Genomic DNA, 25,592 nt, shown 5'->3' with positions numbered 1-25,592 from the left:
CGCACCGGGGGGTGAAGGCGCCCCTCCGCCGTGCGGCGCGCCGCCCCCGACGCCGCGCGCCGATCCACCGGGTGCCGTGGGACGGCCCGCAGGCGATCACGGCGGCGGCGATCGTGTGCCGCGCGCGGCCCCTCCGCCGCCGGCCGTCCGTCCCGCACGGCCCCTCCGCCGCCGGCCGTCCGTCCCGCACGGCCCCTCCGCCGCCGGCCGTCCGTCCCCGCTCCGGGCACCGTCCCCGGCGCGCCTCGCACCCGCCCGCCGCCGCGGACCGCCCGGCCGCCTCACGGCCGCCGTGTCCACCAAGTGAGAGCAACGTTCCGCACCGGTCACCTCGCGCCACCCGACGGAAACGAGCCGTGCCTAGCGTCGTCCCCACGACCGGACACAGGTGGAGGCGCACGATGGCAGGCCGTTGGATCGAGCACTGGGACCCCGAGGACGACACGTTCTGGAAGACGCAGGGGGAGCGCATCGCGCGCCGCAACCTCGCCTACTCCGTGTTCAGCGAACACATCGGCTTCTCCGTGTGGAGCCTGTGGTCGGTGATGGTCCTCTTCATGGGACCCGAGTACGGGGTGGACCCCGCGGGCAAGTTCTTCCTCATCGCGACCGCCACCCTGGTCGGCGCACTGATCAGGGTGCCCTACACCTTCGCCGTGGCCCGCTTCGGCGGCCGCAACTGGACGGTGTTCAGCGCCACGCTGCTCCTCCTCCCGGCCGGTGCGGCCTGGTTCGTGATGGAGCCCGGCACCTCCTACACGACCTTCCTGCTGGTGGCGGCACTCACCGGCGTGGGCGGGGGGAACTTCGCCTCGTCGATGACCAACATCAACGCCTTCTTCCCGCTGCGCAAGAAGGGCTGGGCACTGGGGCTCAACGCGGGCGGCGGCAACATCGGCGTTCCCGTCATCCAGCTCGCCGCCCTGCTGGTCATCGGGACCGCGGGGGCCGCGCACCCGCGGCTGCTGATCGGCGCCTACCTGCCGCTGATCGTGGTCGCCGCCCTCGGCGCCGCCCTGCGGATGGACAACCTCGCCCCGGTCCGCAACGACACCGGCGCGGCCCGGGAGGCCCTCAGGGAGCCCCACACCTGGATCATGTCCTTCCTCTACATCGGCACCTTCGGCTCCTTCATCGGCTACAGCTTCGCCTTCGGCCTGGTGCTCCAGACGCAGTTCGGCCGCACGCCCCTCCAGGCGGCGTCGCTCACCTTCGTCGGCCCGCTGCTCGGATCGCTGGTCCGGCCCGTCGGCGGGCTGCTCGCCGACCGCTTCGGCGGCGCACGCATCACCCTGTGGAACTTCGTCGCCATGGCCGCCGCGACCGGAGTGGTCGTCGCCGCCTCGGTGCGCGCCTCGCTGCCGGTCTTCCTCGTCGGCTTCATCGCCCTGTTCGTCCTCACCGGGCTGGGCAACGGCTCCACGTACAAGATGATCCCGGGCATCTTCCAGAACAAGGCACTGGAGCGGGGCATGGCGGGCGAGGCGGCGGCCGCCTACGGGCGCCGGCTGTCGGGCGCGGCCATGGGGTTCATCGGGGCGACCGGCGGTGTCGGGGGGCTCGCGATCAACCTCGCCTTCCGCCAGTCCTTCCAGACCGCGGGCACGGGCACCGCGGCCTTCGCGGCCTTCCTCGCCTTCTACCTGGTCTGCACGCTGGTGACCTGGGCGGTATACCTTCGCCGCCCCGCCGCCGAACCCGCCCCGGCCGCCCCGCACGAGGGCGAGCCCCGGCCCGCCTACGCCCAGGTGTGATCCGGGACGCCGCAAGCGGCGTCCCGGGCCCGTCACCGTGACAGGGCCGGAAACACCGGCGGTGCCCCGCGTAACGGCGGGGAAACGCCGGTGATCCGGGCCTGTCACGCGACTTTGGCAGGCTCGGCCGCCACGTTCACCGCCCTGCGGGGCAGCCGCCGCAGAGGGCGGTCCGCCGGGCGACATCCAGTGGGGACGACTGAGATGCACCACCACGGCCAACCGCACGGCCCGCTCGCGGGCTTCACCGTCGGCGTCACCGCCGCCCGCCGCGCCGACGAACTCGGCGCCCTGCTCCAGCGCCGCGGCGCCTCCGTGCTGCACGCGCCCGCCCTGCGGATCGTGCCGCTCGCGGACGACGCCGAACTGCTCGCCGCCACCCGGGAGATCATCGACCGTCGCCCGGACGCCGTGGTGGCCACCACGGCGATCGGGTTCCGGGGCTGGGTCGAGGCGGCCGACGGCTGGGGCGTGGGAGACGCCCTGCTGGGCCGCCTGGGCGAGGTCCGGCTGCTGGCCCGGGGCCCCAAGGTGAAGGGCGCCATCCGGGCCGCCGGTCTCGTCGAGCAGTGGTCGCCCGCCTCGGAGTCCATGGCCGAGGTCCTCGACCGGCTGCTGGACGAGGGCGTGGCGGGCCTGAGGATCGCGCTCCAGATGCACGGCGAGCCGCTGCCCGGGTTCGTGGAGTCGCTGCGGGCCGGCGGCGCCGACGTGGTCCTGGTGCCCGTCTACCGGTGGATGGCCCCGGAGGACCTCGGCCCCCTCGACCGGCTGCTGGACGCCACGCTCGCCGGTGCGCTCGACGCCGTGAGCTTCACCAGCGCACCCGCCGCAGCCTCGCTGCTCGCCCGCGCCGAGCGCCGCGGGCTGCTGGACGCGCTGCTCGGGGCCTTCGACCACCGTGTCCTGGCGGCCTGTGTGGGGCCGGTGACGGCGCTGCCGCTCCAGGCGGCAGGGGTGGACACCGTCCAGCCGGAGCGCTTCCGCCTCGGTCCGCTGGTGCAGCTCCTGGGAACCGAGCTGCCCTCCCGGGCCCGCAGCCTGCCCGTGGCCGGGCACCGCATCGAGATCCGCGGTCATGCCGTGCTGGTGGACGAGGTACTGCGCCCGGTGCCGCCCGCCGGGATGGCCCTGCTGCGCGCCCTGGCCCGGCGCCCCGGCTGGGTGGTCCCCCGCGCCGAACTGCTGCGGGCCCTGCCGGGTTCGGGGAGGGACGAGCACGCGGTCGAGACCGCCATGGCCCGCCTCCGCACCGCGCTGGGCACCCCGAAGCTCATCCAGACCGTGGTCAAGCGCGGCTACCGCCTCGCCCTGGACCCGGCCGCGGGCAGCAAGTACGCGGACGGCGGGTGAGGTACCCGGCCACCGGCCGTCGCGCCGCCCCCGGCCGTCCTCCGGCGGCCGCGGCGGGGGTCCCCGCCCCGGGGCCGTTCCCCGTCGGCGCGCGTACCCGGCCGCGTGCCCGCGGCCCGGCCCGGGAGGTGGAACCTGCCGAAGACTGCCGGGATCCGGCAATGCGGGAAGGGCCGCCGCCCCCGCATCCTGGACCGACAGGGCAGCACGAGGACGGGAGCGGCAATGGACCCGCAAGCGGGGCGCAGCGTGGCGCGGGCACGCGTCGGGTCGGGCGTGGCGGCGGCGGTGCTGCTGCTGCCCTTCGCCGGCCATGCACTCGCCCGGGCCGGGATGCTCCCTCAGGGCGCCCCGATCGTGCTCGGCCTGCCCGCCGTGGTCGTCGGCGCCCTGCTCCTGTCCGCGCTGTGCGAGGAGCACGCCCCCTCGCTGCGCGGGTCCTCGCGGCTGACGGCCCGCACCCTGACCGGTGAGCGCTCCGTGGACCTGGACCGGATCGCCTCCGTGAGACTGCTGACGACCTTCTCCTACGGCAGGACCTACCGCACCCTGCTGGTGCGCGACGTCCACGGGGTGCGGCTGGGCGTCACGACGGAGCGCAGCCGCAGGGCGGTGCGCACGGCGGTGGAGCGCGCCTCGGCAGCCGCCGCGCACGGCGGGCCCAGGCCGAGGGTGAGCAGGGCCGCCCGGGTGCACCTGGGGCTCGGGACCGGGGCCGGGCTCGCCGCGCACACGACCGCCGCCTTCCTGCTGACCGTGGTGTCGCTGTGCCTGTACCTGACCGCCGTGCTCCGGCTCGGGGGCGGCTGACCCCCGGAACCGGCCGCCCGGAAGGTCCCGCCGACACGGTGGCCGCGCGGGGTCTTCCGGCCCCTGCCCGCTCCGGGCACCCTGGGAGCGGCGCCCGGAGCGGCCGGGCTCCGCCCACGGACCGCGGTCACGGGCACCGGTGCCGCGTCCCGTCCCGCCGGTGCCGTCCGCGGCGCCGGGGGCGGGCCCGGTCCACCGCCCTGCGCCCGGAGCGGTCCGGGGGACCACCCGATGCGACCGAGGAGCCCCCTGGTGGCAGGAGCATGACTGACGGTGACGCCGGGCGCCCTCCCGCGGCACCCCGGCGGCACAGGCTGATCGACACCGGCCGCCTCTGCCTGGACCTGCTCGCCACCGCTCCCGCGGCGGAGGGCGATCCGGAACCGCTCTCCGGGGCAGGGGAGTTGGCCCACTGGCTGACCGCGGTGGGACTCCTCCCTGCCGGGACCCGCCTTCCGGTGGACCGCTCCTGCCGGCCCGCGGCCTTCCGTGAACTGCGCTGCTGCCTGGCCGCGTTGGTGGACGCGGAGCTCGAAGGAGGTCTCGACGCGCGGGCCTTGCGGACCGTCAACGGGCTGGCCCGCCGCCCGCCGCCGGGGATCAGTGCCGTGCCCGGCCTGGACGGCGGCCTGGTAAGGGAGTTGAGCACCGCCCCCACGCCCGAGGCCCTGCTCGCGGCGATCGCCCGGGACGCCGTCGAGCTGCTCACCGACCCCGCGGCGCGCGGCCGGCTGCGGCGCTGCCGGGCGGACGGCTGCCGCCGGGTCTTCCTGGACTCCTCCCGTGGCGGGCAACGCCGTTGGTGCTCCGGCGAGGTGTGCGGGAACCGCGCCCGGGTGGCCCGCCACCGGCGCCGCGGCACGCCTTCCGCGGGCCCAAACAAAAGATCTTGAAGTTTTCCGCGTGTGCGTTGAGTGATCCCCGGGCGGCCCCCGTAGTGAAGGGGGACAGATAGCCAGCCGTTCACAACAGGGTCTCGACCGGGAGGTTCAGGTGCGCAAGGATGCCGCCGTGGCCGATGACCGTCCGCAACGGGCCCGCCATCGCAGCGAGAAGCCGCGCATCGAACCCTCCGTCCCCGACGAGGACCTGATGCGCGCGCTCTATCGCGAACATGCCGGACCGCTGCTCGCCTACGTACTCCGTCTTGTCGCGGGAGACCGCCAGCGCGCGGAGGACGTCGTGCAGGAGACGCTCATCCGTGCCTGGAAGAACGCCGGTCGGCTGAATCAGGCCACCGGCTCTGTCCGACCCTGGCTGGTGACGGTCGCCCGGCGCATCGTCATCGACGGCCACCGCAGCCGGCAGGCCCGGCCGCAGGAGGTCGACCCGTCGCCGCTGGAGGTCATGCCCGCGGAGGACGAGATCGACAAGGCGTTGTGGCTGATGACGCTCTCGGATGCACTCGACGATTTGACGCCCGCACACCGGGAAGTCCTTGTGGAGACGTATTTCAAGGGCCGCACGGTCAACGAGGCGGCCGAGACGCTCGGCATACCCAGCGGGACCGTGCGGTCCCGGGTGTTCTACGCACTGCGTTCGATGAAGCTCGCTCTGGAGGAAAGGGGGGTCACGGCATGACCGGGTACGACCGGCGCGAACAGGAGTCCGTGCACGACGCCGTCGGCGCCTATGTGCTCGGCGTGCTCGACGACGCGGACGCCTCCGCCTTCGAGGCCCATCTGGCCGGCTGCGACATCTGCGCCGCCCGCCTCGACGAGTTCTCGGGTATCGAGCCGATGCTGGCGATGCTGGCCGACGCCCCCGCCCCGGCGCCGTCCGCTCCGCCCGGCAACGTCTACGGACTGCCCGGCTTCGAGGACTTCCCGCAGCCCCGGCCCGCGCCCGCCGTGGTGCCCACCGCGCCGGGCCCCCGCGTGCTCGACGGCCTCCTCGACGAGGTCGCGGCCCGGCGGGCCGCCAAGCGGCGGCGGGGGATGTACCTGGTCGCCGCCGCAGCGGCCCTGATCATCGGGGCGCCCGCCGTCGCCGTCCAGGCCACCTCGGGAGGTCCCTCCGGCAGCACCCTGGCCGCGGACCCCCACCCCACCAGCCCCGCCGAGGACGCCTTCTTCCACCACATGGAGGCGAAGGCGCAGGCCACGGACGCGACCACGAAGGTCAGCGCGGTGATCGGCATGGAGAGCAAGGGCTGGGGCACCCATGCGGTCCTGGAGCTGAAGAACGTCCGGGGCCCCCTGAAGTGCAGCCTGATCGCCGTGTCCAAGACCGGCGAGGAGGAGGTCGTCACCTCCTGGTCGGTCCCGAAGTGGGGGTACGGGATCCCCGACAGCCCCGAGAAGTCGGCGAAGGACCCGCTCTACGTCCACGGCGGCGCCGCCATGGAGCGGAACGATATCGACCACTTCGAGGTCCGCACCTTCGACGGCAAACGCCTCGTGGAGGTCGACGTGTAGCGCAGCGGTCCCCGCGATCCGCGTCCGGCCTCCCCCGCGGGCCGGGACACACTGCTGTCCCGGCCCGCCCCCTTCCCCGCGGGCCCCCTTCCCCCGGTCGGCCGCGCGCCGCTCCGGCCCCCGCGACACCCCGTACGACCCGCCCGGCGCCCCGCCACCGGGCGCCCGGGTGCACGACCCACCCGCCGTGGCGTACGGTTGACGGCTGCCCAGTGCACGTCAGAAGGGGGCCCGGTGGCCGCGCAGGATGCCGCTGATTCCGTTGATTCACCCGTCGCGCCCGCGGCCGACCCGGCCGCCGACTCGGTGCGCGACCGCGAGACGGCCGTCGAGCAGGTCCACCTGGACCGTGTCTACCGCCGCCTGGAGGAGAAGATCCACGAGGCGGAGTTCCTCATGCGCGACGCCGCCCGGCGCGGGCAGGTCGGCACACCGGGCGCACTGGCCGAGCGGGACGCCCAGGTCTTCCGCGCCGGAATCCACCTCAACCGGCTCAACAACGAGTTCGAGGACTTCCTCTTCGGCCGCATCGACCTCCTCTACGGCAAGGACGGCGAACGGGGGCCGGACGGCGCCTACACCTCGGTCGAGCCCGCCGACGACGCCGTGCGGCCCGACGGGACCGCCGACATCGGGGAGACCCTGCACATCGGCCGCATCGGGGTGCTGGACGCCGACTACGCGCCACTGGTCATCGACTGGAGGGCACCCGCCGCCGCGCCCTTCTACCGCTCGACCCCGGTCGAGCCCGGCCGTGTCGTGCGCCGGCGCGTCATCCGCTCCCGCGGCCGCCGGGTGCTCGGCGTCGAGGACGACCTGATGCGCCCCGAGCTGACCGCCCTCCTCGGCGGCGAACCGCTCCCCGCGGTCGGGGACGGGGCCCTCATGGCCGCCCTCGGGCAGGCCCGGGGCCACACCATGCGCGACATCGTCGCCTCCATCCAGGCCGAGCAGGACCTGGTGATCCGCGCCCCCGCCGCGTCCGTCACCTACGTGGAGGGAGGACCCGGCACGGGCAAGACCGCGGTGGCCCTGCACCGGGCCGCCTACCTCCTCTACAAGGACCGCCGCCGCTACGCGGGCGGCATCCTCGTGGTCTCCCCGACCCCGCTGCTGGTCGCGTACACCGAGGGCGTCCTGCCGTCGCTCGGCGAGGAGGGCCAGGTGGCGATCCGGGCCGTCGGCTCCCTGGTCGACGGCGCCGAGGCGACGGCCTACGACGAGCCGGCGGTGGCCCGCACCAAGGGCTCCTCGCGGATGGTGAAGGTGCTGCGCAAGGCCGCGCGGGGCGCCCTGGAGCAGCCGGGGGCCGCCGCCGCGTCGGGGCAGCTCACCCTCGGCGAGGAGGCGCCCGCGCCCACCGCGGACCGGCTGCGGGTCGTGGCCTTCGGCCGCCGCCTGGAGCTGGAGCCCGGGGAACTCCGCCGCATCCGCGCCGCCGCGCTCGGCGGCACCACGCCGGTGAACCTGCTGCGCCCCCGCGCCCGGCGGCTGCTGCTGGACGCGCTGTACGCGAAGTCCGGCGCCGCCGGGCGTCACTCCGACCCGGAGCTGGCCGCCGAGCTGCGTGCCTCCTTCGACGAGGACGTCTCCGCCGAGGACGCCTTCCTGGAGTTCCTCGACGCCTGGTGGCCGGAGCTGACGCCCCGCGGGGTGCTCGCCGCCATGGCGGACGAGCGGCGCCTCGGGCGCTGGGCCCGCCGCGTCCTCGACCCCGGCGAGGTGCGGCGGCTCGCGCGCTCGCTGCGCCGGGACGCGCTGTCGGTGCACGACGTGGCCCTGCTGGACGAGCTGGCCACGCTGCTGGGCACCCCGGCCCGCCCCCGCCGCAAGAGGGAACTCGACCCGCTGGACCAGCTCACCGGCCTCCAGGAGCTGATGCCGCAGCGCGAGGAGTCCCAGCGGGAGCGGGCCGAGCGGCTGGCCGCCGAGCGCACCGAGTACGCCCATGTGATCGTCGACGAGGCCCAGGACCTCACGCCCATGCAGTGGCGCATGATCGGCCGCCGGGGCCGCCACGCCACCTGGACGGTGGTGGGGGACCCCGCCCAGTCCTCCTGGTCCTCGCCGGAGGAGGCGGCCGAGGCCCGGGACGAGGCGCTCGGCACCCGGCCCCGCCGCCGGTTCGAGCTCACGGTGAACTACCGCAACCCCGCGGAGATCGCCGAGCTGGCGGCCCGGGTGCTGGCCGTGGCGATGCCCGGGATGGCGGCACCCGAGGCGGTCCGCTCCACCGGTGTCCGGCCCCGGTTCGCGGTCGTCGGGGCGCGGGGCGGCCTCGCCGCCACGGTGCGGGCCGAGGCGGAGCGCCTGCTGGCGGAGGTGGAGGGCACGGTGGGCGTGGTCGTCGCCATGCGCCGCCGCGAGGAGGCCGCCCGCTGGCTGTCCGGGCTGGGGGACCGGGCCGTGGCCCTGGGCTCCCTGGAGGCCAAGGGGCTGGAGTACGACGCGACGGTCGTGGTCTCCCCCGCCGAGGTGGCCGACGAGTCCCCGGCCGGGCTGCGTGTGCTGTACGTCGCACTCACCCGGGCGACGCAGCAGCTCACCCTGGTCTCCGACACGGTGGACGAGCCGGACGCGGACGGGGTCCCCGCCCTGCTGCGGGACTGAGCGGCCGCTCCCGCCGGGCGACACGCGGCGGGGGCGGCCGCCCACCGGGGGCGCGTGCGACCCGGGGACGGCCGTGGCGGAAAACGGTCTGCCGGAACGGAATCAGCCGTGGGGACTGTGCGTTAGCCTGGGGGAGGCACCGGCCCGATCCAAGCCCCCGGGCCCAACCTTCGTCGCTTCGAGCGACCACTTGCCGCGAGGCGAGCATGGCGGGTCGGTGCCGCTTCATCCGTTCTGACGAGGTCCGGGCCACCCCGCGGTGGTCCGGACCTCTTCTGTTCCCGGATGACTTCTCGTATGGTGGAAAACAACTTCCGAAAACTAAATGACCGTATTACCTGCTACCCGCAGGTAGGTGTCACCATCAAGGGGCGCTGCCGGGCCCCGTGCCCGGGCACCGCGTAGCAACGAAGCTAGGGAAAGCAGAGGAACCCGGTCATGGCAACGGCGCCAAGCGTCTCGTACTCGATGACGGTCCGGCTGGAGGTGCCCGCGAGCGGAACCGCGGTCTCGCAGCTCACCACCGCCGTGGAATCGTCCGGCGGATCGGTGACCGGCCTCGACGTGACCGCCTCCGGCCACGAGAAGCTGCGCATCGACGTCACCATCGCGGCCAGCTCCACCGCCCACGCCGACGAGATCGTCGAGGGCCTGAGCGGTATCGAGGGCGTCGTCCTCGGCAAGGTCTCCGACCGTACGTTCCTGATGCACCTCGGCGGCAAGATCGAGATGGCGTCCAAGCACCCCATCCGCAACCGCGACGACCTCTCCATGGTCTACACCCCCGGCGTGGCCCGGGTCTGCATGGCCATCGCCGAGAACCCCGAGGACGCCCGGCGCCTCACCATCAAGCGCAACTCCGTTGCAGTGGTGACGGACGGCTCCGCCGTGCTCGGCCTCGGCAACATCGGCCCCAAGGCGGCCCTGCCGGTGATGGAGGGCAAGGCCGCCCTCTTCAAGCGCTTCGCCGGCATCGACGCCTGGCCCATCTGCCTCGACACCCAGGACACCGACGCCATCGTCGAGATCGTCAAGGCGATCGCCCCCGGCTTCGCCGGGATCAACCTGGAGGACATCTCCGCACCGCGCTGCTTCGAGATCGAGGCCCGACTGCGCGAGGCCCTGGACATCCCCGTCTTCCACGACGACCAGCACGGCACGGCGATCGTCGTGCTCGCCGCCCTCACCAACGCCCTTCGCGTGGTGGGCAAGTCCGTCTCGGACGTACGCGTCGTGATGTCCGGCGCGGGCGCGGCCGGCACCGCCATCCTCAAGCTGCTGATCGCCGCCGGGGTCAAGCACGCCGTCGTCGCCGACATCCACGGGGTGGTGCACGCGGGCCGCGAGGACCTCGTCCACGCCACGCCCGACTCCCCGCTGCGCTGGATCGCCGACAACACCAACCCCGAGGGTGTCACCGGCACCCTCAGGGAGGCCGTCGTGGGCGCCGACGTGTTCATCGGCGTCTCGGCCCCCAACCTGCTCGGCGCCGACGACGTCGCCGCCATGGCCGAGGACGCCGTCGTGTTCGCGCTCGCGAACCCGGATCCGGAGGTCGACCCCGCAATCGCCCGTCGGACGGCGGCCGTTGTGGCCACCGGGCGTTCCGACTTCCCCAACCAGATCAACAACGTGCTGGTGTTCCCGGGCGTCTTCCGCGGCCTGCTCGACGCCACCTCGCGCACGGTCAGCACGGAGATGATGCTCGCCGCCGCCTCGGCGCTGGCGAACGTCGTCACCGACGACGAGCTGAACCCGAACTACATCATCCCGTCGGTGTTCAACGACAAGGTCGCGGGAGCCGTCGCGGGGGCCGTGCGGGAGGCCGCCAAGGCCGCGGGGGCCTCTGTGACGACCCCCACTCCGGCCTGATCCCGCCGCGCCCGCCAGGGTCCCCGGCGGGCGCACCGGGGCGGCCGCGGCACCCCGCCGGGTTGCCGGAACGTCCGGATCCGCCCGGTGCCCGAGCGGCTTTCCGCCGCCCGGCGCACCCATCCGGCGCCGCGCGCCGGTCCACCGGGGAGCACGGGGCAGCCCTTAGGGTGGCGCTGCGCGGGCCCATGGCCGCTCCGGGGTGTTCCGGCACAGTCGACGCAACGTCACCACGGCAGGGACGTGGCGCTTTTCGTGTGACCCGCGAGAGTGCCGGATTGGCGTTCCCGCCGGTCGTGGGGGCAGGATGCGTATTCGGGCGCGAGGGTCTGACCGCAGACCCGGGTCAGGGGACTGTCCGAGGGCCCTGGCAGCATCGGCTTCGGTGTGCCCACTGCGCGGCCCTGCCGCGTGGCACGCCTCAACAGCAAGAAGAACACGGGAGTAAGAACATGAACCGCAGTGAGCTGGTGGCCGCGCTGGCCGACCGCGCCGAGGTGACCCGCAAGGACGCCGACGCCGTCCTGGCGGCTCTCGCCGAGACCGTCGGCGAGGTCGTCGCCAAGGGCGACGAGAAGGTCACCATCCCCGGCTTCCTGACCTTCGAGCGCACCCACCGTGCCGCTCGCACCGCCCGCAACCCGCAGACCGGCGACCCGATCCAGATCCCCGCCGGCTACAGCGTGAAGGTCTCCGCGGGCTCCAAGCTCAAGGAAGCCGCCAAGGGCAAGTAAGGCGGCCCGAAAGCCCCGAAGGGCGGGCACCGGTTCCCCCGGTGCCCGCCCTTCGCCGTGCCCGCCCGCGCCGCCCGGCGGGCCCCGCGCCCTCCCGCCCCGTGGGGCCCGGTGCCGTCCTCCCCGGACGCGCCGCGGCCCCCGCGGAGCAGGTCCGCGGGGGCCGCAGGGGTGGCGGAGGGGCTCAGACCACCGGGCCGCCGGGCAGCTCGACCTTCGCGCCGAGCTTCTCCAGCTTCTCCATGAAGTTCTCGTAGCCGCGGTTGATCAGCCCGATGCCGTGGACCCGCGAGGTCCCCTGCGCGGCCAGTGCGGCGATCAGGTAGGAGAACCCGCCCCGGAGGTCGGGGATCACCAGATCCGCGCCCTGGAGCCGGGTGGGGCCGGACACGACCGCCGAATGGAGGAAGTTGCGCTGGCCGAAGCGGCAGTCCGAGCCGCCGAGGCACTCCCGGTACAGCTGGATGTGGGCGCCCATCTGGTTGAGCGCCGAGGTGAAGCCGAGACGCGACTCGTACACCGTCTCGTGCACGATCGACAGACCGGTGGCCTGCGTCAGGGCGACGACCAGCGGCTGCTGCCAGTCGGTCTGGAAGCCGGGGTGGACGTCCGTCTCCAGCGCGATCGAGGCCAGCCGCCCGCCCGGGTGCCAGAAGCGAATGCCCTCGTCGTCGATCTCGAACGCGCCGCCGACCTTCCGGTACGTGTTCAGGAAGGTCATCATCGAGCGCTGCTGGGCCCCGCGGACGTAGATGTCGCCCTCGGTGGCGAGCGCGGCCGAGGCCCAGGAGGCCGCCTCCAGGCGGTCGGGCAGCGCCCGGTGGGTGTAGCCGCCGAGTTTCTCGACGCCCGTGATCCGGATCGTCCGGTCGGTGTCCACAGAGATGATCGCGCCCATCTTCTGCAGGACGCAGATCAGGTCCTCGATCTCCGGCTCCACCGCCGCGTTGGCCAGCTCGGTGACGCCCTCCGCCAGCACGGCCGTCAGCAGCACCTGCTCGGTGGAGCCCACCGAGGGGTACGGCAGGCGGATCTTGGTGCCGCGCAGGCGCTGCGGGGCCTCCAGGTACTGGCCGTCCGCGCGCTTCTCGATCGTCGCGCCGAACTGGCGCAGCACGTCGAAGTGGAAGTCGATCGGCCGCCCGCCGATGTCGCAGCCGCCGAGACCGGGGATGAAGGCGTGGCCCAGGCGGTGCAGCAGCGGGCCGCAGAACAGGATCGGGATGCGCGAGGACCCGGCGTGGGCGTCGATGTCGGCGACGTTGGCGCTCTCGACATGCGTCGGGTCGAGCACCAGCTCGCCCGGCTCCTCGCCCGGGCGGACGGTCACACCGTGCAGCTGGAGCAGGCCCCGGACGACGCGCACGTCACGGATGTCGGGCACATTCCGCAGCCGGCTCGGCCCGCTGCCGAGCAGTGCGGCGACCATCGCCTTGGGCACGAGGTTCTTCGCGCCGCGGACGCGGATCTCGCCCTCCAGCGGGGTGCCGCCGTGGACAAGCAGTACATCGTCTGTGCCGGTCATGAATCTCGCGTTCCGGAGGGGTCCTCCCGGCGGGGCCGGGCGGAGGTCGGACGGGGGGCCAGAGAAAAGGGTAAGGGGCGAAAGGGCTCCGGCAGTATGGGCGAGGGGGTGGCAGGAACGTCATGGTTTCGGCACAACACGCTCCGTCGGCGCCCTCTCGCGGACGGTCACCGCACGGCGCCCGGCGGGCGCCCGGCCCGCACCACCGCGACCTGCGGGCTCGGCGCACTGCGGCGCTCGGCCCCCGCGGCGGCCCGGGATGCGGGATCATGTGTCGCATGACCGAGGTGTCCTCGCTCACAGGGCGGCTGCTCGTCGCCACACCGGCTCTCGCGGACCCGAACTTCGACCGCGCGGTCGTGCTGCTGCTCGACCACGACGACGAGGGCTCGCTCGGCGTGGTCCTCAACCGGCCGACGCCGGTCGGCGTCGCGGACATCCTCCAGCCGTGGGCCGCGCACACCGGGGAACCGGGCGTGGTCTTCCAGGGCGGACCCGTGTCGCTGGACTCCGCCCTCGGCGTCGCGGTCATCCCCGGCGACGAGGGGCCGCTCGGCTGGCGGCGGGTGCACGGCGCCATCGGACTGGTCGACCTGGAGGCGCCTCCCGAACTGCTGGGGGCCGCCCTGGGCTCGCTGCGGATCTTCGCCGGGTACGCGGGCTGGGGTCCCGGCCAGCTGGAGGCGGAGCTGGAGGAGGGCGCCTGGTACGTGGTCGAGTCCGAGCCGGGCGACGTCTCCTCACCGCGCCCGGAGGGGCTGTGGCGCGCGGTCCTGCGCAGGCAGCGCAGCGAGCTCGCCATGTTCGCGACCTACCCGGACGACCCGAGCCTGAACTGACGCGGGCGGGTCCGGCGCGCCCGCCCGGGCCGCGCGCGGGCCGTGCTCCCGCACCGGGCGGTGCGTGGGTACCCTTGGAGCCTATGAGCACTCTTGAGCCCGAGCGCGGGACAGGCACCGGGACCCTCGTAGAACCGACGCCGCAGGTGTCGCACGGCGACGGCGACCACGAGCGCTTCGCCCACTACGTCCAGAAGGACAAGATCATGGCGAGTGCCCTCGACGGCACTCCCGTCGTGGCCCTCTGCGGCAAGGTCTGGGTACCGGGGCGCGACCCCAAGAAGTACCCGGTCTGCCCCATGTGCAAGGAGATCTACGACTCCATGGGATCCGGCGGCGACAAGGGCAAGGACGGCGGCAAGAAGTAGCCGCCGCGGCGGCCCCGCCGCCACCTTCCCGCGACCCACGGCTCCGACGGCCCCCCGGCGCGCTCCAGGCGCACCGGGGGGCCGTTCGCGTGCCGGGGGCGGGGCGGCGGGAACCGTGCCGGTCGGGGCCGCCGGTGCGAAAGGGCGTGCGGGGTGCGGCCGTTGCAGGGTGCGCACCTCCCGGCCACAAGGTGGCGGCGACCCCTTGTGGCGTCGCGCCGCACCCCCATAGCCTCCTGCGTGTTGTGCAGTACGAAACGCATGTTGCACATGCTGCAACGCCATGTCGTGGGGGTCCCTGCATGAACCTGATCGCCCGAATCGCCGCCCCCGCCGCGGCGCTCGCCCTGGCCGGCCTCGCGGCGACCGCCTGCGCCCCGGCGACCTCCTCCGGCGCCTCCCAGGGGGACGGAAAGACCGGCACCCTGCGCGTGTGGCTCTTCCGGGAGGTCGGCAACGCACCCAAGGAGAAGGCCGTCGACGCCGCCGTGGCGGGCTTCGTCGAGGCCCACGAGGGTGTCGACGTCCGGGTCGAGTACATCCCCGTCGAGACCCGCGCCGAGCGGATCAAGGCGGCCTTCAACGACCCGGAGAGCGCCCCGGACGTGATCGAGTACGGCAACACCGACACCGCCGGATACGTCGAGGACGGCGGACTGGCCGATGTCACCGCCGAGTTCGAGGCATGGGACGAGGCCGCGGACACCGACCCCGCCGCCCGGCAGTCCGTCACCGTGGACGGCAGGGTCCACGGCGCCCCCCTCTTCGTCGGCGCCCGCGCCCTCTACTACCGCACCGACGTCTTCGCCGACCTCGGCATCGAGCCGCCCGGGACCCAGGACGAGCTCGTGTCCACCGCGAAGCGGATCCGCGCGGCCCGTCCGGAGCTCTACGGCATCGCCGTGGGCGGCGCCAACACCTACGGAGCCCTGCCGTTCATCTGGGCGCACGGCGGGGGCATCGCCGAACTCCGGGACGGTGTCTGGACCTCCGTCATCGACAGCCCCGCGTCCCGCAAGGGGATCGCCGCCTACGCCGCGCTCTTCGGCGAGGACAACTGCCCCGCCGCCACCTGTGCCGCGATGGGCGGCAACGCCACCATCACCGCATTCGCCGCCGGGAAGGCCGCCATGGTCATCGGCGGGGACTTCAGCCGCCGGGCCGTCGAGGCCGGAGAGGCCGGGGGCAGGTACGCCGTCGTCCCGCTGCCCGGGGTCCGCGAGGGGGAGATCGCCCCCGCGTTCGCCGGAGGCAACAACCTCGGCGTCCTGCGCAGCACCGGCCACCGCACCCTCGCCGTCGACCTGATGAAGCGGCTGGCCGGCAAGGAGACGCAGGCGGCCCTCTTCGAGGCCATGGGCTTCCTGCCCACCTTCACCGACGTCCGCGCGGCGGCCGTCGGCAAGGAGCCGTTCGCCGCCCCCTTCATCGAGACCCTCGGCTCCGGCTCCCGCTTCGTGCCCGCCACACCCGCCTGGGGGCAGATCGACGCCTCGCTCGTCCTGCCGAGGATGTTCCAGGAGGTCGTCAGCGGCCGCAAGGACGTCCGGACGGCCGCCTCCGACGCCGCCCGCACCATGGACGCCGCCTTCGCCGCCGCGGGCTGACCCGGTGCGCCCCGACCCCAACGCCACCGCACCCCCGGGGGCCGGCACCGCCGGCACCGCAGCACGGCCCCCGGGCCCCGCGCGGGGGCGGCCGCGCCCGGCCGCCCCCGCGCGCACGGGACGGCGCGGCGGCGCGACCCCCTGGCTGTACCTCGCCCCCGCCCTCGTCGTGCTCGCCGCCCTGCTGGTCTACCCCGTCTACCAACTCGGCCTGATCTCGTTCCTCGAATACACCCAGGCACAGGTCAGCGGAGGGCAGCCCACCACCTTCCAGGGGCTCGGCAACTACCGCACCCTCCTCGGTGACCCCCGGTTCCGCGACGTGCTGCTCGCGACCGTGCTCTTCGCCGCCGCCTGCGTCCTCGCCACCCTCGCGGTCGGCTGCACCCTCGCCGTGCTGCTCACCCGCGTCCGCGCCCTGCCGAGGACGGCCCTGATGCTGGCCTCGCTCGGCGCCTGGGCCACCCCGGCGGTCACCGGGTCCACCGTCTGGCTGTTCCTCTTCGACCCGGACCTGGGCCCCGTCAACCGGGTCCTCTCCCTGGGCGACTTCTCCTGGACCTACGGGCAGTACAGCGCCTTCCTGCTGGTCCTGCTCGAAGTGGTCTGGTGCTCCTACCCGTTCGTGATGGTCACCGTGTACGCGGGAATCCGGGCCATTCCCGAGGAGGTCCTGGAGGCCGCCGCACTCGACGGCGCCTCGTCATGGCGGACGTGGCGCTCCGTCATGGCGCCGATGCTCCGCCCCATCCTCGTCGTGGTCACCATCCAGTCGGTCATCTGGGACTTCAAGGTCTTCACCCAGATCTACGTGATGACCGGGGGCGGCGGCATCGCCGGACAGAACCTGGTGCTCAACGTCTACGCCTACCAGAAGGCGTTCGCCTCCTCGCAGTACAGCCTCGGATCGGCGGTCGGCGTGGTGATGCTGCTGATCCTGCTCGCCGTCACCCTCGTGTACCTGCGGCTCCTGCGGCGCCAGGGAGAGGACATATGACCACTGCCTTTCGGCCCTCCCGGCGGGCCCGGCCCGGCCGGCTCGCCGCCGAGGCGACAGCGCTGGTCACGGCACTGGCAGTCGCCTTCCCCCTTTACTGGATGGTCCTTTCCGCCGTCAAACCGGAAGGCGAGATCCAGTCGACCGAACCGCGTCCCTGGACTCTCGCGCCGTCGCTCGACTCCTTCCGCCGCGTCTTCCTGCAGGAGGACTTCGGCCGCTACTTCCTCAACAGCCTGCTGGTCGCCGGGACGGTGGTCCTCGCCTCCGCGGTGATCGCCTTTCTCGCGGCCACCGCCGTCACCCGGTTCCGCTTCCGGTTCCGCACCACCCTGCTCATCATGTTCCTGATCGCCCAGATGGTGCCGATCGAGGCCCTGACCATTCCGCTGTTCTTCCTGATGCGCGACCTGGGCCAACTCAACACCCTGGGCGCACTCGTCCTCCCGCACCTCGCCTTCTCGCTGCCCTTCGCGATCTGGATGCTGAGGGGGTTCGTCAAGGCCGTACCCGAGGCCCTGGAGGAGGCGGCCTACCTCGACGGGGCGGGCCGCACCCGCTTCCTCTGGCAGATCCTCTTCCCCCTCGTGTTCCCGGGGCTCGTCGCCACGAGCGTCTTCTCGTTCATCTCCACCTGGAACGACTTCCTCTTCGCGAAGTCCTTCATCATCAGCGACACCTCGCAGTCCACGCTCCCGATGGCCCTGCTCGTCTTCTTCAAGCCCGACGAGAACGACTGGGGCGGGATCATGGCCGGCTCGACCGTCATGACCGTCCCCGTCCTCGTCTTCTTCGTCCTCGTGCAGCGCCGCCTGGTCTCCGGCCTCGGCGGCGCGGTGAAGGACTGACACGGGCACCGGCCGGTGGCCGCGCCCACCGGACCGCCCCGCCGCGAACCGCCTCCCCGCCCTCCGCCGCAGGAGCCTCGCCGCCCCGCGGGCGGGAGGCCGCACCACCCCGGCCCGCAGGCCGGGGCATCCACGAAGGAGTCTCCATGACCGCGAACGCACCGCACCCGCCCGGCCTCGTGCCCGCCCCCGCCCACGCCGAGACGGGCGAGGGGCCGGCCTTCACCCCCGACCGGCACACGGCCCTGTACGCCGGGCCCGGCACCGAGCCCACTGCGCAGTGGCTGCGCACCGTGCTGGGCCCCGCACTGGGGCTGCCCCTGCCGCCGTCCACCGACGCCGCCGCCCCCGACACCGTCGTCCTGCGCGTCGACCCCGCGCTCGCCCCGGAGGCCTACCGGCTGTCGGTCCTGGCCGGTCAGCGGGCCGAGATCCGCGGCGGCAGCGGCGCCGGAGTGTTCTGGGGCGCGCAGACGCTGCGCCAGCTCCTCGGCCCCGACGCCTTCCGCCGCTCCCGGATCCGCCCCGGCACGGTGCCGGGCATCGCCCGCGGGACCGTCCGGGACGCCCCGCGCTTCGGCTGGCGCGGCCTGCTGCTCGACGTGTGCCGCCACTTCATGCCCAAGGACGACGTCCTGCGCCACCTCGACCTGATGGCCGCCCACAAGCTCAACGTCCTCCACCTCCACCTCACCGACGACCAGGGCTGGCGGATCGAGATCCGGCGCCACCCCCGGCTCACCGAGGTCGGGTCCTGGCGTGCCCGCAGCAAGTACGGGCACCGCGCCTCGCCCCTGTGGGACGACACCCCGCACGGCGGCTACTACACGCAGGACGACATCCGCGAGATCGTCGCCTACGCCGCCGACCGGTACATCACCGTCGTGCCCGAGATCGACCTGCCCGGCCACTCCCAGGCCGCCATCGCGGCCTACCCCGAACTGGGCAACTCCGACGTCGTCGACACCGCCTCCGTGGAGGTCTGGGACACCTGGGGCGTCACCCCGAACGTGCTCGCCCCCTCCGATGCCGTGCTCGGCTTCTACGAGGAGGTGCTGGAGGAGGTCCTCGCCCTGTTCCCCTCCGAGTTCGTGCACATCGGCGGCGACGAGTGCCCCAAGGACCAGTGGCGGGCCTCACCCGCGGCCCAGGCCCGCATCAAGGAGCTGGGACTCGGCGACGAGGACGGCCTGCAGTCCTGGTTCATCCGCCACTTCGACCGCTGGCTGACGGCGCGCGGGCGCCGGCTGATCGGCTGGGACGAGATCCTCGAAGGCGGCCTCGCCGAGGGCGCGGCCGTCTCCTCCTGGCGCGGCACGGGGGGAGGCATCGCGGCCGCCGAGGCGGGACACGACGTGGTGATGTGCCCCGAGCAGCACGTCTACCTGGACCACCGCCAGGCCGCGGGGGAGGAGCCGATGCCCATCGGCTACGTGCGCACCCTGGAGGACGTCTACCGCTTCGAGCCGGTGCCGCCGAGCCTGTCCCCCGAGGCCGCCGCCCACGTCATCGGCACCCAGGCCAACGTCTGGACCGAGGTCATGCAGAACCGGGCCCGGGTGGACTACCAGGTCTTCCCCCGCCTCGCCGCCTTCGCCGAGGTGGCCTGGTCGGCGCTCCCGGCCCCGCACGAGAGGGACTTCGCCGCCTTCGAGCGGCGCATGGCCGACCACTACGCCCGCCTCGACGCCCTGGGCGTCGACTACCGCCCGCCCGGCGGGCCCCGCCCCTGGCAGCGCCGCCCGGGGATCCTGGGGCGCCCCGTGGAGGGTGCGCCGCCCGAGATCTGACCATGTCCGGCCGCCGCCCGGGCGGTGCGCGCCCCCTCCGGCGCGCGCACCGCCCGGGCGGCCGTCGCGGCCCTCCGCCGGGGCCCGGTCACCGCCCCGTTCCGGCCTGCTGACCGGACCGAAGCATGCTCATCGGACTTATGGTGTGTTTGCACCCTTCGCGGACCCTCTCGGCGCACGGCCCGGAACATGTGCCAGAGTTGCCACGTCCGGCCTGTGAGCACGTACGGTACGGCCACACAGGCGGGATGGCCTGGACACCGGGAAGGGGCAGCTGGGTGACCACGCACGCACCGCGGACCGCACAGTCGGTGACGCTGCCGGACTCGCTCGACGAGGCCGTGGCGGCTCTCACCGCCATGCCCGCCGCCGTGCCCGTCGCCGGAGGGACCGACCTGATGACGTCGGTCAACCGGGGCCGTCTGCGCCCCGCCGGCCTCGTGGGCCTCGGCCGCATCAGCGAGATCCGCGGCTGGCGCTACCAGGACGGCCACGCACTCCTCGGCGCCGGACTCACCCACGCGCGGATGGGCCGCCCCGACTTCGCCGCGCTGATCCCCGCCCTCGCGGCCTCCGCCCGGGCGGCCGGGCCACCCCAGATCCGCAATGCCGGCACCCTCGGCGGCAACATCGCCTCCGCCGCGCCCACGGGGGACTGCCTGCCCGTCCTCGCCGCACTGGAAGCGGACCTGGTGGTCGCGGGACCCGGCGGCGCCCGCCGCGAGATCCCCGTCTCCCATCTGCTCGCCGGCCGCGAGCTGCTGGGCCCGGCCGAGCTGATCGGCTTCGTCCGCGTCCCGCTGCTGCACGCCCCGCAGGTCTTCCTCAAGGCCACCGGGCGCACCGGGCCCGGTCGCGCCACCGCCTCCGTGGCCGTCGTGCTCGACCCCGCGCGGCGCGGCGTGCGCTGCGCGGTCGGGGCGATCGCCCCCATGCCGCTGCGGCCGCTGGAGGCCGAGCGCTGGATCGCCTCGCTGATCGACTGGGACGGTGAGCGCGGCCTCGCCGACGAGGCACTCGCGGCCTTCGGCGAGTACGTCGCCGCCGCCTGCATCCCCGACCCGGTGCCCGCCGCGCCGGGCGAGGAGCCGGAGGCCCTGCCGCCGGCCGTACTGCACCTGCGGCGCACCGTCGCCGCGCTGGCCCGACGGGCACTGGGGAGGGCGCTGTCATGAGCGACGAGGACCACCGGCACACAGGGCACCCGGGGACAGGCGACCGGCCGGAGGCCGCGGAGCGGCACCACGCGGAGCCCGGCGACCAGGACGGCCGCCCCGGCACCCGCGAGCGCATGCGGGAGGACGACGGCTACCTCCGCGACGCCTCCGAGGGGCACACCTACGGCGGCGGCCACGGCGACGCCCAGGGGCAGGACTACGGCCGGGAGTACCCGGGCGGGTACGGCCGGGACTACCCGCGGGAGTACGGCCGAGGGCAGGGCTACCCGCAGGGCGCCGAGAGCCGCGACCCGTACGCCCAGGAGCACGGCGCCTACGGCACCAGGGAACCCGACCCCTACGGCGCCCAGGCGGCCGACCCGTACCGGCCGCAGGCGGCCGACCCCTACGCCACCCAGGGCCACGGGCAGAGCTTCGTCCACGAGTACGGCAGCTGGCAGCCGACCACGGGCCCCGACTACGACGGCGAGTCGACCACCTTCCTCCAACTCCCGCCCGAGGGGCCCCAGGACGCGGCGCCGCTGGAGGCGCCCGGGCACGGCTACACCCCGCCGATGATCACGCCCCTGAAGCCCCTCGCGTCCCCGGCCGACGGGGACGGAGCGCCCGTCGACTGGCAGACGGGGCACTCCGGCGCGCCCGGCCGCCACGGCCCGGCGGAGGAGCCCGCCGCCACGAGGGAAGCAGCCCGGGGGCAGGATCCGCTGCACGCCGGGCCCGACCCGCGTGCTCCCCGGGACCCGGCGGACCCGCAGGCGACCGGTCAGTGGACCTTCCCCGAGGAGTCCGCTCCCCGGGACCCGGCCGACCCGCAGGCGACCGGTCAGTGGACCTTCCCCGACCCGCGTGCTCCCCGGGACCCGGCGGACCCGCAGGCGACCGGTCAGTGGACCTTCCCCGAGGAGTCCGCTCCCCGGGACCCGGCCGCCGCCCACGAGATGACCGGACAGTGGTCCGTCCCCATAGCGGACGGCGACCTGCCCGAGGAGTCCGGCGAGTACCCCCGGAACGCGGTCCCCGGCACCGCGCCCGCCGCCGCCCCGGCCTGGACCACGCTCCCCGGAGGCGCCCCCGCCCCCTGGGCACAGCAGCCCGAGCCCGACCCCGATCCGCTCCCGGAGGCCGCCGAGGCGGCACCCGGGGACCCCGCGCAGCCCTTCCCGGACGGAGCGCCCGAGCCCGAGCCCGGACCCGAGCCGGTCGAAGAGCACGGACCCGAACACCCGGCGGCCGAGGGCACCGCCGCGCCCGGGGACGCCTCCGCGCCCACCGGTGCCGACCGGCCCGGGGCCCCCTCCGGGGACGCGCATCCCGTCCCGGAAGCACCGGACGACCTCTCCGGCGCCCCGGAGAGCGGCCCCCCGGAACCGGTGCCCGCCCCGGCGGACCGCCTCCCGGACGAAGGCCCCGCCGCCCCGCCCGCAGACCCCCCGGCCCTCCCCGCAGAGCCTCCCGCCCCGGAGCCCGGCGCACAGGTCCCGTCCGAGGCGCCGGCGGACGCCCCGACCGCCGCGGAGGAGGCGCCCGGCGCCCCCGTGCCCCCGCCGCGCACCGAGGCCGCCCCCGCGCCGCACGACGCCCCGGGGCAGGCCCCGCACACGGCACCCGCGCCGGAGCCGCTGCCCGTCCTCGACCCGGCGGACGCCCCGCCGCTGCCCGGCGCGGGCGACGAGCACCCGGCCGCCTCGTACGTCCTCACCGTGAACGGCGCCGACCGCCCCGTCACCGACGCCTGGATCGGCGAGTCCCTGCTCTACGTGCTCCGCGAGCGCCTCGGCCTCGCCGGCGCGAAGGACGGCTGCTCCCAGGGGGAGTGCGGCGCCTGCAACGTGCAGGTGGACGGCCGCCTGGTGGCCTCCTGCCTGGTCCCCGCCGCGACCACGGCCGGATCCGAGATCCGCACGGTCGAGGGCCTGGCCACCCACGGCGAGCCCTCGGACGTCCAGCGCGCCCTCGCGCGGTGCGGTGCCGTCCAGTGCGGCTTCTGCATCCCCGGAATGGCGATGACCGTCCACGACCTCCTGGAGGGCAACCACGCCCCCAGCGAACTGGAGACCCGACGGGCCCTCAGCGGCAACCTCTGCCGCTGCACCGGCTACCAGGGCGTGCTCTCCGCCGTCCGCGAGGTCGTCGCCGACCGGGCGGCCGCCGCCGAGGCCCCCGACGGCGACACCGCCGACCAGCGGGCCGACTCCGCACCGGACGGGGCCCGCGTACCGCACCAGGCACCCCCCGGCGAGGGGAGTGCCCAGCCGCACCCGCACGACGGAGGCATGGCGTGAGCAACGACGCGGCCACCACCTCGCCGCTCCGGCCCGAGGGCGCCCCCCCGGCCGACGAGGCACCCACCCGCGGCCTGGGGGTCTCCCTCCCGGCCGCCGACACCCGCGCCAAGACGGAGGGCACCTTCCCCTACGCCTCCGACCTGTGGGCCGAGGGCCTGCTCTGGGCGGCCCTGCTCCGCTCTCCGCACGCCCATGCGCGCATCCTCTCGGTCGACACCTCCGCCGCCCGGGAGATGCCCGGCGTCCGGGCCGTGATCACCCACGAGGACGTCCCCGGGGACTCCGCCTACGGCCGCCGTATCGCCGACCGCCCGGTCTTCGCCGCCGACACCGTCCGCCACCACGGCGAGGCCATCGCCGCCGTGGCCGCCGACCACCCGGACACCGCCCGGCTCGCCGCCGCGGCCATCACCGTCGAGTACGAGCTCCTCGAACCCGTCACCGACCCGGAGCGCGCCTTCGAGGCGGAGCCCCTCCACCCCGACGGCAACCTCGTGCGCCACATCCCGCTGCGCTACGGCGACCCGGACGCCGTCGGCGAGATCGTCGTCGAGGGCCTGTACCGCATCGGACGCCAGGACCCCGCACCCGTCGGTGCCGAGGCCGGGCTCGCCGTGCCCCGCCCCGACGGCGGTGTGGAGCTCTACCTGGCCTCCACCGACCCGCACGCCGACCGCTCCCTCGCCGCCGCCTGCTTCGGTCTGGAGCAGGACCGCGTGAAGGTGGTGGTCACCGGGGTCCCCGGCGCCACCGGCGACCGCGAGGACCCCGGCTTCCAGCTCCCCCTCGGGCTGCTCGCGCTCCGCACCGGCTGCCCGGTCAAACTCGCCGCGACCCGCGAGGAGTCCTTCCTCGGCCACGCCCACCGCCACCCGACCCTGCTGCGCTACCGGCACCACGCCGACGCGGAGGGCCACCTGGTGAAGGTCGAGGCCCAGCTCCTCCTCGACGCCGGGGCCTACGCCGACTCCTCCGCCGAATCGCTCGCCGCCGCCGTCGCCTTCGCCTGCGGCCCCTACGTCGTGCCGCACGCCTTCATCGAGGGCTGGGCGGTGCGCACCAACAACCCGCCCTCCGGGCACATGCGCGGCGAGGGTGCCATGCAGGTCTGCGCCGCCTACGAGGCGCAGATGGACAAGCTCGCCGCCAGACTCGGCGTCGACCCTGCCGAACTGCGCCTGCGCAACGTCCTCGCCACCGGGGACATCCTGCCCACCGGGCAGACCGTCACCTGCCCGGCCCCGGTCGCCGAACTGCTGGAGGCCGTACGCGACTTCCCGCTGCCCTCGCTCCCCAAGGACACCCCCGAGGAGGACTGGCTCCTCCCCGGCGGCCCCGAGGGCGCGGGAGAGCCGGGGGCGGTGCGACGGGGCGTCGGCTACGCCCTCGGCATGGTCCACATGCTCGGCGCCGAAGGCACCGACGAGGTCTCCACCGCCACCGTCCGGGTGCAGGACGGCGTGGCCACGGTCATCTGTGCCGCGGTCGACACCGGCTCCGGCTTCTCCACCCTCGCCCGCCAGATCGTCCAGGACGTCCTCGGTGTCGAGGACGTGCGGGTCGCCGCCGTCGACACCGACCAGCCCCCGGCCGGTCCGGCCGCGCACGGCCGCCACACCTGGGTCTCCGGCGGCGCGGTCGAGCGCGCGGCCAAGATGGTGCGCACGCAGCTCCTCCAGCCACTGGCCCACCAGTTCGGCATGTCCACGGAGCTGCTCCAGATCGCCGACGGAAGGATCACCTCCTACGACGGCGTGCTCTCGACGACGGTCATGGAGGCCATGGCGGGCAAGGAGCTGTGGGCGACCGCGCAGTGCCGCCCCCACCCCACCGAGCCCCTTGACGCCTCCGGCCAGGGCGACGCCTTCGTGGGCCTGGCGTTCTGCGCGATCCGCGCCGTCGTGGACGTCGACATCGAACTCGGCTCCGTGCGGGTCGTGGAGATGGCCGTGGCCCAGGACGTCGGACGGGTGCTCAACCCCGCCCAGCTGGCCACACGCATCGAGGCGGGCGTCACCCAGGGCATCGGCGCGGCCCTCACCGAGAACCTCCGCACCTCCCGCGGACTGGTCCGCCACCCCGACCTCACCGGCTATGCCCTCCCCACCTGCCTCGACGCACCGGACATCCGCATCGTGAAGCTGGTCGAGGAACGCGACGTGGTGGCGCCGTTCGGCGCCAAGCCCGTGAGCGCCGTGCCCGTCGTGACCTCCCCGGCGGCCGTCGCGGCGGCCGTCCGCGCGGCGACCGGCCGCCCGGTCAACCGCCTTCCGATCCGCCCGCAGGCGGCGGTGGCCGCGGCCACCGCCCGGGGCTGACGCGCGGCGGGCGGCGACACGCCGCCCGCCCCGAGCCCCGCGCGGACGACCGTCCGGCACACACCCGGCGCCCGGGCGGGTTGCCGTTCCTGAGCGCAACGCCGCCGGGCGGTTCCGGTACGGGCCGGGCCCGCCCAGGAGCCGCCCTCCGGGCCGCGCTTGAGGCGCCCGCACGCCCATTTCCCCGCCCCCGCCTCCCGGTTGGATGGGCCGGAGGCGTAGCCTGCCGTGAGGCCCGTCCGCGCGGGCGGCCGGACGGTGGTGCCCCCGATGCGGCGCCACGGCGT

Annotated in this window: 19 protein-coding genes; 18 read left to right on the top strand and 1 reads right to left on the bottom strand. The window is 74.7% G+C overall.

The features are described from left to right. Nucleotides 1–401: 401 nt before the first annotated feature. From NPS70_RS07945 to NPS70_RS07905, 9 genes are all read left to right on the top strand, one after another. Nucleotides 402–1,754, top strand: a complete 1,353-nt coding sequence (locus NPS70_RS07945; RefSeq protein WP_256523349.1) for a NarK/NasA family nitrate transporter — start codon at nt 402–404, stop codon at nt 1,752–1,754. Between the two features lie 204 nt (nt 1,755–1,958). After that, nucleotides 1,959–3,107, top strand: coding sequence for a uroporphyrinogen-III synthase (locus tag NPS70_RS07940; RefSeq protein WP_256523348.1), 1,149 nt, complete (start codon nt 1,959–1,961; stop codon nt 3,105–3,107). 225 nt (nt 3,108–3,332) lie between these two features. Further along, nucleotides 3,333–3,917 carry a hypothetical protein gene (locus tag NPS70_RS07935; RefSeq protein WP_256523347.1) on the top strand — a complete coding sequence of 195 codons (585 nt, stop codon included), beginning with the start codon at nt 3,333–3,335 and terminating at the stop codon, nt 3,915–3,917. Nucleotides 3,918–4,180: 263 nt separating this feature from the next. Beyond that, on the top strand, nt 4,181–4,810 hold the full coding sequence (locus NPS70_RS07930) for an ABATE domain-containing protein (RefSeq protein ID WP_256523346.1): 630 nt from the start codon (nt 4,181–4,183) through the stop codon (nt 4,808–4,810). A gap of 100 nt (nt 4,811–4,910) precedes the next feature. Beyond that, nucleotides 4,911–5,498 (top strand): sigma-70 family RNA polymerase sigma factor, encoded by a 588-nt coding sequence (locus NPS70_RS07925; RefSeq protein WP_256523345.1) that lies wholly within the window; start codon nt 4,911–4,913, stop codon nt 5,496–5,498. Further along, the gene (locus NPS70_RS07920) at nt 5,495–6,334 is read left to right on the top strand and encodes a zf-HC2 domain-containing protein (RefSeq protein ID WP_256523344.1); all 840 of its coding nucleotides are present in this window, start codon (nt 5,495–5,497) and stop codon (nt 6,332–6,334) included. The genes NPS70_RS07925 and NPS70_RS07920 overlap by 4 nt, the downstream gene beginning before the upstream one ends. Before the next feature lie 234 nt (nt 6,335–6,568). Then, nucleotides 6,569–8,944 carry a UvrD-helicase domain-containing protein gene (locus NPS70_RS07915; protein ID WP_374211954.1) on the top strand — a complete coding sequence of 792 codons (2,376 nt, stop codon included), beginning with the start codon at nt 6,569–6,571 and terminating at the stop codon, nt 8,942–8,944. Nucleotides 8,945–9,382: 438 nt separating this feature from the next. Next, nucleotides 9,383–10,816, top strand: a complete 1,434-nt coding sequence (locus NPS70_RS07910) for an NAD-dependent malic enzyme (RefSeq protein WP_256523343.1) — start codon at nt 9,383–9,385, stop codon at nt 10,814–10,816. A gap of 452 nt (nt 10,817–11,268) precedes the next feature. Further along, on the top strand, nt 11,269–11,550 hold the full coding sequence (locus NPS70_RS07905; RefSeq protein ID WP_004571953.1) for an HU family DNA-binding protein: 282 nt from the start codon (nt 11,269–11,271) through the stop codon (nt 11,548–11,550). A 184-nt stretch (nt 11,551–11,734) separates the two neighbouring features. Here NPS70_RS07905 and murA read toward each other — a convergent pair whose 3' ends face one another. Beyond that, the gene (gene murA, locus NPS70_RS07900) at nt 11,735–13,075 is read right to left on the bottom strand and encodes a UDP-N-acetylglucosamine 1-carboxyvinyltransferase (protein WP_256523342.1); all 1,341 of its coding nucleotides are present in this window, start codon (nt 13,073–13,075) and stop codon (nt 11,735–11,737) included. Between the two features lie 278 nt (nt 13,076–13,353). On the opposite strand from murA, the gene NPS70_RS07895 reads away from it, so the two are divergent. The 9 genes from NPS70_RS07895 to NPS70_RS07855 all read left to right on the top strand — a co-directional run bounded on the left by NPS70_RS07895 (nt 13,354) and on the right by NPS70_RS07855 (nt 25,305). Then, nucleotides 13,354–13,914: a YqgE/AlgH family protein gene (locus tag NPS70_RS07895; RefSeq protein ID WP_256523341.1), complete on the top strand. Its 561-nt coding sequence runs from the start codon at nt 13,354–13,356 to the stop codon at nt 13,912–13,914. 83 nt (nt 13,915–13,997) lie between these two features. Beyond that, a complete protein-coding gene (locus NPS70_RS07890; RefSeq protein ID WP_256523340.1) occupies nt 13,998–14,282 on the top strand; it encodes a DUF3039 domain-containing protein in 285 nt (94 codons plus the stop codon). A 302-nt stretch (nt 14,283–14,584) separates the two neighbouring features. After that, complete coding sequence (locus NPS70_RS07885) at nt 14,585–15,889, top strand: extracellular solute-binding protein (protein WP_256523339.1); 1,305 nt, start codon at nt 14,585–14,587, stop codon at nt 15,887–15,889. Between the two features lie 4 nt (nt 15,890–15,893). Beyond that, on the top strand, nt 15,894–16,886 hold the full coding sequence (locus tag NPS70_RS07880; RefSeq protein ID WP_256523338.1) for a carbohydrate ABC transporter permease: 993 nt from the start codon (nt 15,894–15,896) through the stop codon (nt 16,884–16,886). Beyond that, entirely contained in the window at nt 16,883–17,734 is an 852-nt protein-coding gene (locus tag NPS70_RS07875) for a carbohydrate ABC transporter permease (protein ID WP_256523337.1), read from the top strand. The genes NPS70_RS07880 and NPS70_RS07875 overlap by 4 nt, the downstream gene beginning before the upstream one ends. 146 nt (nt 17,735–17,880) lie before the next feature. Next, nucleotides 17,881–19,524 carry a beta-N-acetylhexosaminidase gene (locus tag NPS70_RS07870; protein WP_256523336.1) on the top strand — a complete coding sequence of 548 codons (1,644 nt, stop codon included), beginning with the start codon at nt 17,881–17,883 and terminating at the stop codon, nt 19,522–19,524. 278 nt (nt 19,525–19,802) lie between these two features. Next, a complete protein-coding gene (locus tag NPS70_RS07865) occupies nt 19,803–20,699 on the top strand; it encodes an FAD binding domain-containing protein (protein WP_256523335.1) in 897 nt (298 codons plus the stop codon). Next, entirely contained in the window at nt 20,696–22,984 is a 2,289-nt protein-coding gene (locus tag NPS70_RS07860) for a 2Fe-2S iron-sulfur cluster-binding protein (protein ID WP_256523334.1), read from the top strand. The genes NPS70_RS07865 and NPS70_RS07860 overlap by 4 nt, the downstream gene beginning before the upstream one ends. Further along, nucleotides 22,981–25,305: a xanthine dehydrogenase family protein molybdopterin-binding subunit gene (locus tag NPS70_RS07855; protein WP_256523333.1), complete on the top strand. Its 2,325-nt coding sequence runs from the start codon at nt 22,981–22,983 to the stop codon at nt 25,303–25,305. Before NPS70_RS07860 ends, NPS70_RS07855 begins: the two co-directional genes overlap by 4 nt. Nucleotides 25,306–25,592 lie beyond the last annotated feature (287 nt).

This window comes from Streptomyces sp. C10-9-1 (assembly GCF_024497955.1).
GTDB classification, from domain to species: domain Bacteria; phylum Actinomycetota; class Actinomycetes; order Streptomycetales; family Streptomycetaceae; genus Streptomyces; species Streptomyces sanyensis.
The sequence above is the reverse complement of the archived record's forward strand: the minus strand, read 5'-3'. Positions and strand labels throughout refer to the sequence as shown.

Excerpts from the sequence above, each read along its gene's own strand:
- NPS70_RS07945 (WP_256523349.1), top strand. The coding sequence starts at position 402 with ATGGCAGGCCGTTGGATCGAGCACTGGGACCCCGAGGACGACACGTTC.
- NPS70_RS07940 (WP_256523348.1), top strand. The coding sequence starts at position 1,959 with ATGCACCACCACGGCCAACCGCACGGCCCGCTCGCGGGCTTCACCGTC.
- NPS70_RS07935 (WP_256523347.1), top strand. The coding sequence starts at position 3,333 with ATGGACCCGCAAGCGGGGCGCAGCGTGGCGCGGGCACGCGTCGGGTCG.
- NPS70_RS07930 (WP_256523346.1), top strand. The coding sequence starts at position 4,181 with ATGACTGACGGTGACGCCGGGCGCCCTCCCGCGGCACCCCGGCGGCAC.
- NPS70_RS07920 (WP_256523344.1), top strand. The coding sequence starts at position 5,495 with ATGACCGGGTACGACCGGCGCGAACAGGAGTCCGTGCACGACGCCGTC.
- NPS70_RS07910 (WP_256523343.1), top strand. The coding sequence starts at position 9,383 with ATGGCAACGGCGCCAAGCGTCTCGTACTCGATGACGGTCCGGCTGGAG.
- NPS70_RS07905 (WP_004571953.1), top strand. The coding sequence starts at position 11,269 with ATGAACCGCAGTGAGCTGGTGGCCGCGCTGGCCGACCGCGCCGAGGTG.
- murA (WP_256523342.1), bottom strand. The coding sequence starts at position 13,075 with ATGACCGGCACAGACGATGTACTGCTTGTCCACGGCGGCACCCCGCTG.
- NPS70_RS07895 (WP_256523341.1), top strand. The coding sequence starts at position 13,354 with ATGACCGAGGTGTCCTCGCTCACAGGGCGGCTGCTCGTCGCCACACCG.
- NPS70_RS07890 (WP_256523340.1), top strand. The coding sequence starts at position 13,998 with ATGAGCACTCTTGAGCCCGAGCGCGGGACAGGCACCGGGACCCTCGTA.
- NPS70_RS07885 (WP_256523339.1), top strand. The coding sequence starts at position 14,585 with ATGAACCTGATCGCCCGAATCGCCGCCCCCGCCGCGGCGCTCGCCCTG.
- NPS70_RS07875 (WP_256523337.1), top strand. The coding sequence starts at position 16,883 with ATGACCACTGCCTTTCGGCCCTCCCGGCGGGCCCGGCCCGGCCGGCTC.
- NPS70_RS07870 (WP_256523336.1), top strand. The coding sequence starts at position 17,881 with ATGACCGCGAACGCACCGCACCCGCCCGGCCTCGTGCCCGCCCCCGCC.
- NPS70_RS07860 (WP_256523334.1), top strand. The coding sequence starts at position 20,696 with ATGAGCGACGAGGACCACCGGCACACAGGGCACCCGGGGACAGGCGAC.